Origin of the sequence: Streptomyces sp. NPDC006332, assembly GCF_040612855.1 — a bacterium.
Taxonomy (GTDB): Bacteria; Actinomycetota; Actinomycetes; order Streptomycetales; family Streptomycetaceae; genus Streptomyces.
The window spans coordinates 1-13,704 of the sequence record NZ_JBEXRA010000022.1 but is presented as its reverse complement, the minus strand read 5'-3'; the positions used below and the strand labels follow the sequence as shown (position 1 = coordinate 13,704).

Annotated in this window: 12 protein-coding genes and 1 riboswitch; of the genes, 3 read left to right on the top strand and 9 right to left on the bottom strand. The window is 73.0% G+C overall.

Features of this window, described 5'->3' with window-relative positions; translation table 11 throughout:
• The first annotated feature begins 160 nt into the window (after positions 1-160).
• A complete protein-coding gene (locus ABZ027_RS20750) occupies positions 161-1,516 on the top strand; it encodes a GNAT family N-acetyltransferase (protein ID WP_356770341.1) in 1,356 nt (451 codons plus the stop codon).
• A gap of 33 nt (positions 1,517-1,549) precedes the next feature.
• Positions 1,550-3,241 carry a DUF885 domain-containing protein gene (locus tag ABZ027_RS20745; RefSeq protein ID WP_356770339.1) on the top strand — a complete coding sequence of 564 codons (1,692 nt, stop codon included), beginning with the start codon at positions 1,550-1,552 and terminating at the stop codon, positions 3,239-3,241.
• Positions 3,242-3,337: 96 nt separating this feature from the next.
• Here the strand turns inward: ABZ027_RS20745 and ABZ027_RS20740 are convergent, their stop codons facing one another.
• From ABZ027_RS20740 to ABZ027_RS20725, 4 genes are all read right to left on the bottom strand, one after another.
• A complete protein-coding gene (locus ABZ027_RS20740; RefSeq protein WP_356770337.1) occupies positions 3,338-3,847 on the bottom strand; it encodes an immunity 21 family protein in 510 nt (169 codons plus the stop codon).
• Between the two features lie 70 nt (positions 3,848-3,917).
• Positions 3,918-4,655, bottom strand: a complete 738-nt coding sequence (locus ABZ027_RS20735) for a YcnI family protein (RefSeq protein ID WP_356770335.1) — start codon at positions 4,653-4,655, stop codon at positions 3,918-3,920.
• Between the two features lie 37 nt (positions 4,656-4,692).
• Complete coding sequence (locus tag ABZ027_RS20730) at positions 4,693-5,280, bottom strand: hypothetical protein (RefSeq protein ID WP_356770333.1); 588 nt, start codon at positions 5,278-5,280, stop codon at positions 4,693-4,695.
• Between the two features lie 106 nt (positions 5,281-5,386).
• Complete coding sequence (locus tag ABZ027_RS20725; protein ID WP_356770331.1) at positions 5,387-6,487, bottom strand: HoxN/HupN/NixA family nickel/cobalt transporter; 1,101 nt, start codon at positions 6,485-6,487, stop codon at positions 5,387-5,389.
• Positions 6,488-6,514: 27 nt separating this feature from the next.
• A riboswitch (cobalamin riboswitch) is annotated at positions 6,515-6,750 on the bottom strand.
• Positions 6,751-6,802: 52 nt separating this feature from the next.
• Between ABZ027_RS20725 and ABZ027_RS20720 the strand changes: the two genes are divergently transcribed.
• Positions 6,803-7,162: a metalloregulator ArsR/SmtB family transcription factor gene (locus tag ABZ027_RS20720; RefSeq protein WP_356770329.1), complete on the top strand. Its 360-nt coding sequence runs from the start codon at positions 6,803-6,805 to the stop codon at positions 7,160-7,162.
• A 143-nt stretch (positions 7,163-7,305) separates the two neighbouring features.
• On the opposite strand, the gene ABZ027_RS20715 is transcribed toward ABZ027_RS20720, so the two are convergent.
• The 5 genes from ABZ027_RS20715 to ABZ027_RS20695 all read right to left on the bottom strand — a co-directional run bounded on the left by ABZ027_RS20715 (position 7,306) and on the right by ABZ027_RS20695 (position 13,700).
• On the bottom strand, positions 7,306-10,434 hold the full coding sequence (locus ABZ027_RS20715) for an SMC family ATPase (protein WP_356770327.1): 3,129 nt from the start codon (positions 10,432-10,434) through the stop codon (positions 7,306-7,308).
• Complete coding sequence (locus ABZ027_RS20710; protein ID WP_356770325.1) at positions 10,431-11,594, bottom strand: exonuclease SbcCD subunit D; 1,164 nt, start codon at positions 11,592-11,594, stop codon at positions 10,431-10,433. The genes ABZ027_RS20715 and ABZ027_RS20710 overlap by 4 nt, the downstream gene beginning before the upstream one ends.
• Before the next feature lie 150 nt (positions 11,595-11,744).
• The gene (locus tag ABZ027_RS20705; RefSeq protein WP_356770323.1) at positions 11,745-12,371 is read right to left on the bottom strand and encodes a YigZ family protein; all 627 of its coding nucleotides are present in this window, start codon (positions 12,369-12,371) and stop codon (positions 11,745-11,747) included.
• Between the two features lie 52 nt (positions 12,372-12,423).
• Positions 12,424-12,963, bottom strand: a complete 540-nt coding sequence (locus ABZ027_RS20700; RefSeq protein WP_356770321.1) for a histidine phosphatase family protein — start codon at positions 12,961-12,963, stop codon at positions 12,424-12,426.
• The gene (locus ABZ027_RS20695; protein ID WP_356770568.1) at positions 12,960-13,700 is read right to left on the bottom strand and encodes a hypothetical protein; all 741 of its coding nucleotides are present in this window, start codon (positions 13,698-13,700) and stop codon (positions 12,960-12,962) included. Before ABZ027_RS20695 ends, ABZ027_RS20700 begins: the two co-directional genes overlap by 4 nt.
• Positions 13,701-13,704 lie beyond the last annotated feature (4 nt).

Below are 13,704 nucleotides of genomic sequence, written 5' to 3'. Positions count from 1 at the left end.
CTCAACTCCCGTACCCTGGAAGGCATGCCGCGCACCGGCGTCATCTCCCGGTGCGCGGCACCACGGCACAAAGAGCGACGAACGGTACGGGGAAGCACACTTTACCCAGCAGTCACAAGGCGTTCGTGATCACGCAACACCATTCCTCCACAGTGGTTCCATGACTCGAAATCTCTCTGATGTGACACGTTCCGGGGACGCGCGTCCCGTACACCCCTGGCAGATCGTCTCGGCGGCCTTCCGCACATGGTTGTCACGCCGCCACGGTCACGCCCCGCCGACGAGTGATACCGGCGCCCGCCCACTACCCGAGGAACAGCTGCCCGAGGAGCACCAGGCAGAAGAGCAGCGGGCCGGGGAGAACACGCTGTGGCGGATGCGGACGACGGTGCGGGACGAGCCGGGCTCGCTGGCCGCCCTGTGCGCTGCTCTTGCCGGGCAGCGGGTCGACATCCTGAGCCTGCAGGCGCACCCGCTGGCCGAGGGCACGGTGGACGAGTTCCTGCTGCGTGCCCCCGCCGACCTCGACGGTCTTGACATCACACAGGCGGTGACGACGGCCGGCGGTGCCGACACCTGGATCGAGCGGGCCGACGCCCACGACCTGGTGGACCCGCCGACCCGGGTTCTCGGCCTGGCCGCCCGTACCGCCCTGGACGCGGCTGAACTGCCGCTGGCGCTACGACAGTTGCTGGGGCGCTGCACCATCCGTCAACTGCCCGCCCGGCCCGCGTCCGGCACCGGCCGAGGGCCTGCGGCCGTGCCGGTGGAGGGGGTGCTGGAGGACACGGTGATGCGGCTGCGGGCGCCGGAAGGCGGAGTGATCACCGTGGAGCGGCCGTATCTGCCGTTCACCCCGACCGAGTTCGCGCGGGCACGCGCCCTGGTGGAGCTGGACGCGCACCTCGGTCCGCGGGTGCCGCGCGGCCAGGACGTGCTGACACTGCCCGCCGGCAACGCGATCACCGTGCGCCGGGCCGACGCCGGCGACCTGGAGGCCGCGGCCGCGATGCACGAGCGGTGTTCCGCGCGGACGCTCGGGATGCGCTATCACGGGCCTGTCGGTGACGCCGACCGTTACCTGGGGCACCTGCTCAGCCCGCGCTTCGGCCGGACCCTCGCCGTGCAGACCGCCTCCGGGCGCATCGTCGGACTCGGGCACCTGCTGTGGGACGGGGACGAGACGGAGGTCGCGCTGCTCGTCGAGGACGCCTGGCAGCGGCGCGGCATCGGCACCGAACTCCTCGGCCGGCTGGTGGCGATGGCCGTCGAGGCCGGGTGCGCGAGCGTGTACGCGGTGACGCGGTCGTCCAACACCGGCATGGTCGCCGCGATGCGCGGGCTGGGGCTCCCCCTCGACTACCAGGTCGAGGAAGGCACCCTGGTGATCACCGCCCGGCTGGACACGGCGCCGGTCACCGCGCGGCCTTCGCACGAACGGGAGCGGGAGTTCTCCGAGGAGGTCGTGCGGGCCGGACGAGCGGGCCGGACCGCGTCCTCGGCACAATCGGAGTGACGCGCGACGGTCCGTCGTACGAGGATGGACCGCATGTCAGAGACCAAGAGCCCGCTTCCCCGCGAGGTCGCCGACGCCTACGTCGACGAGCTCATCGCCCTCGACCCGGTCACCGGTACGTACCTCGGCGTACCGGAGAGTTCGCGCCGCCTGCCCGACCTCTCACCAGCGGGCCAGCAGGCGCTCGCGGACCTGGCCCGCGGGACGCTCGCGCGGCTCGACGAGGCCGAACGGCAACCCGGCGCGGACAGCGACATCGAGCGCCGGTGCGCGCGTCTGCTGCGCGAGCGGCTGACCGCCGAGCTCCGGGTGCACGAGGCCGACGAGGGCCTGCGCGCGGTCGGCAACCTGGGAACGCCGGCGCACTCCGTGCGCGACATCTTCACCGTCACACCGGCCACCACCGACGAGGACTGGGCGGCGATCGCGGAGCGGCTGCGCGCGGTGCCGACCGCGTTGGCGGGTTACCGCGAGTCCCTCGCGCTGGGCCTGGAACGCGAGCTGTACGCCGGTCCGCGCCCGACCGCCACCTTCGTCGGCCAGCTCACCGAGTGGGCGGACACGGACGGCAAGGGCACCGGCTGGTTCGAGGACTTCGCGGCGGCGGGTCCCGAGGCGCTGCGCGCGGAGCTCGACGAGGCGGCCCGCGCGGCGACCGCGGCCGTGGCCGAGCTGCGGGACTGGATGCACGATGTGTACACGCCGGCGATCGAGGGCGCCCCGAACACGGTGGGCAGGGAGCGCTACGCCCGCTGGTCGCGTTACTTCAACGGCACCGACCTCGACCTCGACGAGGCGTACGCCTACGGCTGGGCCGAGTACCACCGTCTGCTGGCCGAGATGAAGCAGGAGGCCGAGAAGATCCTGCCCGGCGCCGAGACGCCGTGGGTGGCGCTGGCCCACCTCGACGAGCACGGCAGGCACATCGAGGGCGTCGACGAGGTCCGCGACTGGCTGCAGGGCCTGATGGACCAGGCGATCGACGCGCTGGACGGCACCCACTTCGAACTCGCGGAGCGGGTACGGAAGGTGGAGTCCCGCATCGCCCCGCCCGGCGGCGCGGCGGCCCCGTACTACACGCCCCCGTCGGAGGACTTCTCGCGTCCGGGCTGCACCTGGCTGCCGACGATGGGCCAGACCCGCTTCCCGGTCTACGACCTCGTCTCGACCTGGTACCACGAGGGTGTCCCGGGCCATCACCTGCAACTCGCCCAGTGGGCGCACGTCGCCGGGAGCCTCTCCCGCTACCAGGCCTCGATCGGCATGGTCAGCGCCAACGCGGAGGGCTGGGCGCTGTACGCGGAGCGGCTGATGGACGAGCTGGGCTTCCTCACGGACGCGGAGCAGCGGCTCGGTTACCTCGACGCGCAGATGATGCGGGCGGCCCGGGTCATCGTCGACATCGGCATGCATCTGGAGCTGGAGATCCCGGCCGACTCGCCCTTCCACCCCGGCGAGCGCTGGACGCCGGAGCTGGCACAGGAGTTCTTCGGCGCTCACAGCAGCCGCCCGGCGGACTTCGTGGAGAGCGAGCTGACCCGCTATCTGACGATTCCGGGGCAGGCGATCGGCTACAAGCTCGGCGAGCGGGCCTGGCTGCTGGGCCGGGAGAAGGCGCGCGAGCGGCACGGCGACGCCTTCGACCTCAAGGCCTGGCACATGGCGGCCCTGTCGCAGGGATCGCTGGGCCTGGACGACCTGGTGGACGAGCTGTCCCAGCTGTAGTCGGTCCCGGCGTCCCTCGCCCGTCTCCTCGCGCGGTCGCCCGCGCGAGGAGCGGCAAGGAGAGGACGCGGAAACGGACAGACAAGACGGACGAGATCACAGCCGCCGTAGCTGTACGAGACCGAGCCAGGCCTCGGGGCCGGGTCTGGCCTGGGCCGCGCGGACCGCGTAGCTGCCCGGCTCCAGGACGACCCGCAGGTTGTCGGTACGGGCACAGTCGTGGCCCGGCCAGGCCGCGTCGAACAGGACGACCGGACCGGGCACCGTCCAGCGCACCTCGTCCTCCCAGGCCGCGGTGGCGAGGGCCGCCGGTACCTCGGCGAGCAGTTCGTCCTCGGAGTCCGCGGCGCCCCAGCGGACGAAGACGGCGTGGTCGGGCAGGAACGCGGTCGAGGCCGGTTCGTCCCCGAGGACCAGCGCCGCGGAGTCGCCCACCGGAAGCAGTCCGACGAAGCCGTCGACCTCGCACGCCCGGTCGTAGTCGGACGCCGTCTCGTCGCCGTCGGCGCCCGCCCAGAACGGCAGGACCGTCTCCGGCACCGCTATGAGCGGGCCGCCGCCCGATTCGACCCACTCCGCCACGCCCGGCTCCGCGTATCGCACCATGCGCCAGAACCTACACGGCCGCAAAGTCCGGCGAACCCCGGCCTCGGCAACCACAGTTCTGGCGTCCACCTCACTCGGGCCGGGTACCGCCGGAGCGGCTACGGATCACGGCGAAGGCCGCCACGGCCAGGCCCAGGACGCCCACGACCAGCCCGGCGACACCGAGACCGCGCGCGGTGGAGTCGCTGCTGTCGGAGGCGGCGGCCGCAGGGGTCTTTGCAGAGGACGCGGAGGCGGCCGGCACGCCGGAGTCGTCCGAGGCGCTCTTCGCGGTGAGTTTGAGGACCGGCGCCGGGTTCTCCGGCTCCTCGTCGCCCTGCGCCGCCTCCTCGATCCAGCGGACCGTCTTGCCGTCGGAATAGGTCTGGAGCGTCTTGAAGGTCAGCTGGTCGCTGTCCTCGGGCAGCTGGCCGAAGGCGACGTCGAAGTCCTCGTAGTGCCCGGGGCCGATCTTGCCGCCGGTCCAGGTGACTTCGGAGACCGCGTCGGTGATGGTGCCGTCGTCGGTCTTGACCGGCTTCTTGAGCTTGGTGTTCGTGACCTTGGCACTCCAGCCGTCCCGCGGGGAGACGAGGACGCCGAGGACGGGGTGGTCGGTGGGCAGGAACACCTGCACCTCGGTGGTGGAGGCGGTGTCCTCCTCGTTGGGGACGCGGAAGGTCAGGACGCCGTCGGTGGCGCCCTTGGCGTAGCTGTCGGGGTGGACGGTGACGTGCGCGGAGGCGATGCCCGCGGCGGCGAGGACTCCGGCCGCGGCGAGAGCGGTGACGGCGCCGACGCGGCGCAGCGTGATGCGTACTCGGGACATGTTGGGTCGATCTCCGTACTGGGAAGGTGTGTTGGGGTCAGATCGGGTACGGAGTCCCGGGTGGCGGGCCGCGCCGCTGCACCGCGTGCCGCAGCAGGAGGCGTGGGAGCGGGCGCGACCAGTCGGCCCGCCGACCCGGCCGAGCGACGTCCCGCGCGTCCGGCACCAGCCGTGTCCCGCCGCTCACCCGCCACCAGGCCGCAAGGCCCGGCACCAGCGCGGCGGTCCGGCGCAGCAGCGACCACAGAGCGGCCTCCCCGCGCCGCAGCCACCAGGTCAGCACCAGTGCCGCCGCGACATGAGCGGCGGTGGCGTGCGGGATCACGGCCTGCGTGTGGTACATGCGCATACCGTGCATGACCATGGTGGTGTGCGACCGTGCGGCGCCGAACGCGAGGTGCAGGCCGCCCTGGGCCGCCAGCGTCCCGGCGCCGATGGCCGCCAGCGACCGCTCCCGGCCGCCCAGCAGGTAGCCGGCCCCGAAGACCGGCACGAATCCGACGGCCTGCACCCACACGGCCGGTGCCACACCGGTCGCCAGTGTGTGCCCCCCGACGGCGAGCAGCACGCACAGCGCGGCGAACACCGCCGCGCGCAGGCTCCGCACCGCCGAGGACGCGCTCATGCCCTGATGCTGCCATGCGGCCGACGGATCTCCTCCGTCGCCCTGGCTGGAACACCACCACCGCGTCCTGCCCGGCGCGCCCGCCTCCTAGATCACGCGCCGGATGTCAGTCGCCCTCGGCGAGACGGGCGGCCCACCTCTGCTCCACCTTGGCCAGCCGCCAGTACGCCAGCGCCGCCGCCCACACGACCACGAACAGACCGACGATGATGTAACCGACGTTGTCCATGTCCAGGTCGGCGATCCAACCAGTCACCGTGTCGCGCAGACCGAGCTTCTCGTGCAGCACCCCGACCAGTTCGATGGTGCCGATCAGGAAGGCGACCGCGATGGACAGCCCGGTGATGGCGAGGTTGTAGAACACCTTGCGCACCGGGTTGGAGAACGCCCACTGGTAGGCGAAGTTCATGAACGTCCCGTCGAGGGTGTCGAACAGGCTCATCCCCGCGGCGAACAGCAGTGGCAGGCACAGGATCGCGTACCACGGCAGCCCCGCCGCGGCGCCGCTGCCCGCCATCACCATCAGGGTGACCTCGGTCGCGGTGTCGAAGCCCAGGCCGAAGAGGAAGCCCAGCGGAAACATCTGCCCGGGCCGGGTGATCGACCTGGTGAAGCGGCCCAGGACGCGGTTCATGAACCCCCGCGAGTCCAGATGCTGTTCGAGGGCGGTCTCGTCGTACGTGCCGGAGCGCATGGCCCGGAAGACCCGCAGGATGCCGACCAGTGCCACGAGGTTGAGCGCCGCGATGAGGTAGAGGAAGGTCCCGGAGACAGTCGTGCCGACGACACCGAGGGTCTGGTGGGTACGTGAGTCGTCGTTCATCAACGTGCCGGCGAGTTGTGCGCCTCCCGCCACCAGGGCGGCCATCACGACCACCACGCTGGAATGGCCGAGCGCGAACCAGAACCCGACCGACACCGGCCGCTTGCCGTCGGCCATCAGCTTGCGGGTGGTGTTGTCGATCGCGGCGATGTGATCGGCGTCGAACGCGTGCCGCATACCGAGCGTGTACGCGGTCACGCCGAGGCCGATCCCGAACGCCTTGGAACCGACCTCGTAGTGCGCCGGCACGACGAGCAGGAACAGAATGCCGAACGCCACGACGTGCAGCGCGGCGATCACCGCCAGGAGACCGGCGGTACGCACGGTGTCCTCGCGCCGCCAGCGAAAAACAGTGGGCACGTCGGGCCCGGTGGGCAGGGTCATACGGTCACGCTCCAGCACCTCGTGGATCACTTCGTGAAGTGCCGTGGCCGGTCTCCTGGCTTACGGGTACACACGTCTCCGTTCCGGCCTTCCCGTCCGCCCGGAGGCGAACAGTGACCGTGCACAACTGGGACGGAAACTCCCCGATCACAGTGGCGAGGGCCGCTCCGGCCTGAACCCCTCGAACCACGAAGGGCTGTCACCGGCTTCCCGAACACCACGGCCCGCCCACCGTACGGGCGACCACTCACTCCTGCATACCTGCGCGGCTACGCAGGTATGCAAGATCACACCGCGACCTGCGATATTGCTTCCATGCATCTCGTCCCCGCCGAACGCGCAGACCGCCGCACGATAGACGGCCACCGGGTCTGCGACGCCGTCGCCGCCATCGGCGAACCCGACCACGTCCGCGCCTGGGCGGAGCGATTCTCCCTGCTCTCCGATCCCCGGCGCCTCGCCCTCCTGCTGGCTCTGCGCGAGACGGGTCCGCTCGCTGTCTCCGACCTCGCCATCGCGACCGGAATGAATGACCCCGCCGTGTCCCAGGCCCTGCGGCTCCTGCGCGCCGCCGACATCGTGGCGGGCGAGAAGGAGGGGCGGGTGGTCCGCTACCGGATCATCGACCCGATCACCGCTGACCTGTTGAAGCACTGCGTCAGCAGGAGTGGCTGAGCGGCGACGACCTGAACGGCGGTGCGGCAGGAACCCGCGGTCGCCGAGCCGGCCGCTGAAGGAGCGCTCCACGCGCTCGGCTCGGTGACGACGAGCGTCGTGCACTCGTCCCCGCTGTCGCGCCGCCGCCTGGGGCGATGAGATCAGACGCCCCGCTGCCGCAGCGTCGACCCCGCTCGCCCCTTCACGACCTCCAACTGCGCGTGGATGCGCCGCCGCAGATCCGGGACGTGACTGACGATGCCCACGCTGCGGTCACGTTCGCGCAGGGAGTCGAGGACGTCGAGGACCTCGTCGAGGGTCTGGTCGTCGAGGCTGCCGAAGCCCTCGTCGATGAAGAGGGTGTCCAGCCGGACCCCGCCGGCCTCGTCGGTGACGACGTCCGCGAGGCCCAGGGCGAGGGCGAGCGAGGCGAAGAAGGTCTCCCCGCCGGACAGCGTGGCCGTGTCCCGCTCCCGCCCGGTCCAGGCGTCGACGACGTGCAGACCGAGCCCGCTGCGGCCGCGGCCGGTACGGTCGTCGGAGTGGACCAGGGTGTAGCGGCCCGAGGACATGCGCTGCAGCCGTACGGTCGCGGCGGCGGCCACCTGTTCCAGCCGGGCCGCCAGCACATACGACTCCAGGCGCATCTTGCGGTCGTTGTCCGCCGAGGTGCCCGCGGCGAGGCCGGCGAGGCGGGCCACCCGCTCGTACTCCTCACGCAGCGGCGCCAGCCGTCGCACGCCGGCGGCCGCACGCGCGGAGAGCCGGTCCAGTTCGGTGCAGCGCCGGGCCGCCGCGTCGCGGCCGGAGGCGGCGTCCCGCAGCCGCTGGGCGGCGGTGGCCGCGGTCCGCTCCGCCCCGGTGAGGTCGGCGGGCGGGCGCAGCGCGGCGGCCGCGGTGTCGGCCTCGGCGAGGACGGACCGTACGGCGGCCTCCTCCGACTGCCAGGCGTCCAGCCGTCGTTGGAGTTCACGGTGGGCCGTGTCATCCAGCAGGGCCGCGGCCGCGGCCTGCGGGGTGTCGAAGCCGTACCGGAAAGCGGCGTCGGCGAGGCGGGCGTCGGCGTCCTTGAGGCGCTGGGCGGTGTCCTCGGCGATCCGCGCGCACTCGGCGGCGTCACCGAGCAGCGCGACCCCGCGCTCCAACTGCGCGGCCCGCGCGGCCACGCTGTCGGCGTTTCCGCGTGCCTGGGCCAACTCGGCTTCCAGGGCGCTCTTCTCACGGTCCAGCCGCTCACGCCGTCCGACCCGCGCGGCGGCCCGCACGGCTGCCTGCTGCTGGGAGGCGGTCCGCTGTTCGTGCTCGCCCTCGGCGCGCCGCAGCTCCTCGCGCGCGGGGTGCAGCGCGGAGGCGTCCCTGCGCGCCCGCGCGTACAGACGCTCCAACTCCTCCGCTTCTTCGGCGAGTTGATCCGTGGGTATGTCACCGGCCTCGGCGGTCGCGACGGCCAGGGCCTCCCGTACGTCGCCCAGGCGCCGTTCCTCCTTCGTGTGCAGCTCCTCCGCCTGCTGGTAGGCGGTCAGCGCCCGCTCCTCCGCCTCCCGATCCACGTGCCCGGCGTCCTTGCGCGCCGGGGCGGGGTGCTCGGTGGCGCCGCAGACGGCGCAGGGGTCGCCGTCCGACAGTTGCGCGGCGAGTTCGGCGGCGATGCCCTGGAGGCGTTGCTCCTTGACGTCGAGCCAGTGCGCCTTGGCCGTCAGCGCCCGCTCCCGGGTGCGGCGGGCCTGCTCGGCGGCCGTTTCCGTGTCACCTGTCAACTGGTCACGCAGCCGTGCGGCACTCAGCCGCTTCTGTGCGGGCTCGCGCTGCACGGAGAGCTGTTCGGCCCGTGTCGTCGCCTCCTGCGCGGACTCGATACGACTCCGCAGTGCGGTCCGGGTCGTCTCCCATTCGGCGAGCCAGGCCTGCGCGTCCTGCCGGACCTCGTCGTCTGCCCGCTCCTGCCGGTCCAGGTCGGCACGTTCGGCCACCAGGTCGGCCAGCCGTCGCTCGGCACGGCGAGCCGACTCCAGGCCGCCCAGTTCCTCCGCGGCCCGCCGGGCGGCGGAGGCGAGTGAGACGGCACCCGCGTCGGCGAAAGCGGCCCGGGCCGGCGCATGGGTGTCGGCGAGGGTCGCCTCCGACCCGGCATCCACCGTTCCCTCGCCGAAGGCGCCGGCGCGTCGCATGCCGGTCCCGGTGTCGCCGAGGACGTGGCCGGGGTCGCCGTCGAGGGCGTCACGCAGCAGGGCACGCGCGTGTGCCTCCGCCGCCGCGGCCCGCCGGTGTTCACTGTCGGCCGCCTCGCGCAGCTCCAGGGCCGGCGCCACCGCCTGGGCCTTGCGGCCCCGCTCCATCCGCGCCTGCGCCTCCCGGTAGGCGCCGGCGCCCTCCTCCAGGCGTGCGGCCCTCTCCCGCGCCTCGGCGCCCCGGCGCTGCAGTCGGGCCAGTTCACGCACGTCGGCGAGGTCACGCTCGGCCGCCGCCTGGGCGGACTCGGCGGACGTGAGCCGGCAGTGGGCGATGGTGAGCTGCTCGCGGGCGGTGCTGCGGGCGACGGCCGCCGCGCTCAGCACGGCGTCGGCCAGACCCGGTTCACCGGGCGTCAGTTCGGGCAGCTCCATGACGCTGCCGGCCGCCTGCTGCATGCGGTGCGCGTCGGCCAGCAACGCGGCGTCCCCGTCGCGCACCTGGGCCTCGGCCGCCCGCCTGCGCTCGGCGAGCCGTTTCTCGACCTCGGCGAAGCGCTGGGTGTCGAAGAGCCGTCCGAGCAGGCGGCCGCGGGCCTCCGCGTCGGCACGCAGGAAACGCGCGAAGTCGCCTTGCGGCAGCAGCACCACCTGGCAGAACTGCTCTCGGCTCATACCGAGCAGTTGGGTGATCTCCTCGCCGATCTCCTGGTGGGAGCGGCTGAGGTCCTTCCAGACGCCGGCCGTCGCGTCGTACCCGCGCAGCCAGCTCTGGGCCTTGTCGACCGTGGTGCCCGGACGGCCCTTCTTCTTCGGTCGCTCCCAGGGCGGCTGCCGGGTGATTTCCAACCGGCGCCCCGCGACGGTCAGTTCGAGGCTGATCTCCGTCCGCACGCCCGCCGCCGCGTGGTCGCTGCGCAGGGCCATGCCCTGACCGCTCTGACGGGCCCCCGGCACCGATCCGTACAGCGCGTAGCACACCGCGTCGAGGACGGAGGTCTTCCCGGCCCCCGTCGGTCCGTGCAGGAGGAAGAGTCCGGCCGCCGACAGCGCGTCGAAGTCGACGGTCTGGGAGCCGCCGAAGGGGCCGAACGCGGTGATCTCCAGTCGGTGCAGCCTCACCGCGCCACCTCGCGCACCGTCGCGTCCGCGCGGACCGTGTCGAACGCGTCCCGCAGCACCACCTGTTCACGCGCGTCGGGTCCGGCGCCGCGCACATGGGCCACGAAGTCCTCCGCGATCTGCTGGTCGCTGCGCCCGGCCAGCCGCCTGGCGTACGACACGGCCGGGTCGTCCGGCGCCCGCTCGGGGTCGAAGACGAGGCTGAGCGTGTGCGGGAAGCGTTCGGCGAGCCGGGCCATGGGGTCGGCGGGCCGGACCGGGTCGGTGAGTGTCGCCTCGACCCACGCCTCCTCGTGCCGGGCGAGTCCCGGATCGGCGAGCAGGTCCTCCAGGGTGCCGCGGATGCGGGCCAGGGCGCGGGGCACCGGGCAGTCGACACGTTCGGCGGTCACCGCGCCCTCGGCGTCCAGGTCGACGAGCCACATGCTCTTGCGGTGGTCGGACTCGGAGAAGGAGTACGGCAGCGGGGAGCCGGAGTAGCGCACACGCTCGGTGATCGTCTGGCTGCCGTGCAGATGCCCGAGCGCCGTGTAGTCGACTCCGTCGAAGACACCGGCGGGCACGGCGGCCACCCCTCCGACGGTGATGTCCCGCTCGCTGTCGCTGGCCTCGCCGCCGGTGACGAAGGCGTGCGCGAGGACGACGGAACGCGTGCCGGGCTCGCGGGTGGCGAGGTCGGCGCGGACGCGGTCCATGGCGGCGGCGAGCACCGCCTCATGTCCGGCCCTGGCCACGGCGAACTCGTCCTTCACCAGGGCGGGTTCCAGATAGGGCAGGCCGTAGAAGGCCACGTCGCCGTGGGCGTCGGACAGCACCACCGGAACCCCGCACGACGACGGCTCGGTGCGCAGATGGATGCCCGCGCGGTCGATGAGGCCCGCGCCCACACCGAGACGCCGGGCCGAGTCGTGGTTGCCGGAGATCATGACCGTGGGCACGCCGAGGTCGGCGAGGCGGTGCAGGGCGTCGTCGAACAACTCGACCGCGGCGAGCGGCGGCACCGCCCGGTCGTACACGTCTCCCGACACGACGACCGCGTCAACGCCCTGCTCCCGCACGGCGGTGACGACATGGCCGATGAACTCGGCCTGGGCGTCGAGCATGTTCACCCGGTGGAACGCCCGGCCCAGATGCCAGTCGGAAGTGTGCAACAGCCTCATGATCCTCGAGACTAACCGCCGGGTCTGACAACGCGGGCGGTTACTCCCGTATCGACCCGTCATGACGCTTGCCCGGGACGGCCTTCACCCACCCACCTACCGAGGTGACCCGGCCCACGACCACCCCACGCCTCCCGCCACGGCGGACCCTCACGCGTCCCCGTACGCCTCTCCCCCCAGTTCGAACCCGGCCGTCCCGGCGGTGGCATCTGCCAGCCAAGCCCGGAAGGCCGCGACGTCGGCGTCCGGCAGCCCGATCTCGATCGTGACCGCCTCGCCGTAGCGCACGTCCCGCACCTCACGCCCGGTGGCGCGCAGGTCGTTGTGCACCTTGCCCGCCCGCTGGTGGTCGACCGTCACCGTGGCGAGCCGGAACCGGCGGCGGGTGATCGTGCCGAGGGCGTCGAGCGCCTCGCCGACCGCTCCGCCGTACGCCCTGATGAGGCCGCCCGCACCGAGCTTGACGCCGCCGTAGTAGCGGGTGACGACGGCGACGACGTACCGCATGTCGCGGCGCAGCAGCATCTGGAGCATGGGGGCGCCGGCGGTGCCGCCGGGTTCGCCGTCGTCGCTCGCGCGCTGGATGGCGGCGTCGGCGCCGATGACGTACGCGAAGCAGTTGTGCGAGGCGTCCGCGTGCTCCCTGCGCAGGCCCGCGACGAAGTCCTGGGCCTCCTGCTCGGTGGCCGCCGGGGCGAGGGAGCACAGAAAGCGGGAGCGGTTGACCTCGGTCTCGTGCACACCCGCGCGGGCGACGGTGCGGTACTCGTCCTGCATCCGGCCAGCCTAGGCGCACCCTCTGCCGGGCTCGTCGCGCGGTGCCGGGCGGCTATCCCTTGCCCCGGGCCACGATCACGTTCGTCAGCAGGGCCGTCCCCGGGCTGAGGTCGTGCCAGTGAGTGCCGCGCCAGGCCAGCACGGCGATCGCCGAGGTCGGGAATTTCACGCCGACCTGCTCCAGCATGTCGTCGAGGCCGTCCCCGGCGAGATCGAGGACCAGTTCCTCCAGTCCGGGGTTGTGCCCGACCAGCAGCAGCGTGTCGACCTCGGCGGGCGCGGACCGCACGGCGTCGAGCAGTTCGGGTACGTCGGCCGCGTACACCCCCGCCTCGAACCGGACCGGCGGCGGTGTGTCCCACTGCGCGCAGGCCAGTTCCCAGGTCTGGCGGGCCCGTACGGCGGTGGAGCACAGGGCGAGATCCGGCAGCAGGCCCGCTTCGGCGAGCGCACGGCCGGCGGCCGGGGCGTCCCGGCGGCCACGCGGCGCCAGGGGCCGTTCATGGTCGGGTACGCCTTCGGGCCAGGCGGACTTGGCGTGCCGCAGCACGACCAGGTGACGCAGCGGGCCCGCACCCGCCGGGCCGGTCACGCCGCGGATCCCAGGTCGCGGGTGAGTTCGAGGCCGAGCAGCCGGTCGGCGTAGGCGAACGTCTCGAAGCGGGCACCCTCCGGCAGCTCGGAGGTCTCCACCCGGTGCAGGACCCGGAGCACGCCGGGCACGTCCAGGTCGTTCTCCCAGGCGGCACGCAGCTGTCCGCGCACGTCCTCCGGGATGGCCCGGGACGGCTGCCGTGCCCAGTCGGCGACCGCGCGTCGCCACCGTACGAGCGTGTCCCGTGCCTCGTCCAGGGCGTCCGCGTCGAGCCGCACGGGCGAGGTCCGGCGCCGGGACAGCAGCACCAGACGGACGACAGTGGGGTCGGTGTCCCCAGGAACCACGGTGTCCCCGGGAATCACGGTGGCCGCCGGGTCGGCGGGGGCGACCAGGACACGGACACCGCGTGGCAGCTGCGCCGGGTCGGGTTCGGCCGCGCTGCCCGCCGCGTCCTCGGTGGCCTCGCCCACCACACTGAGCACCTGCGCCTCGCCCAGACCGGTGCCGGACCCGCGGCTGTCCTCGAAGGGCCGGATGCCGAGAGCCGCGGCCCCCGCTCTGAGGTCCGGCTCCTCCCCTCGACCGCTCAGCAGCGCCCAGACGGGTGTACCGCCCATTTCCAGGGCGCGGACGAGGACGTCGGCGACCAGCAGCACCCGCAGGGCGGTCGTGGGGGGGGGGGGGGCCGGCGGCGGGCCCGGCGGCCGGGGGGACGGGCGGAGAACAGTCACCCCC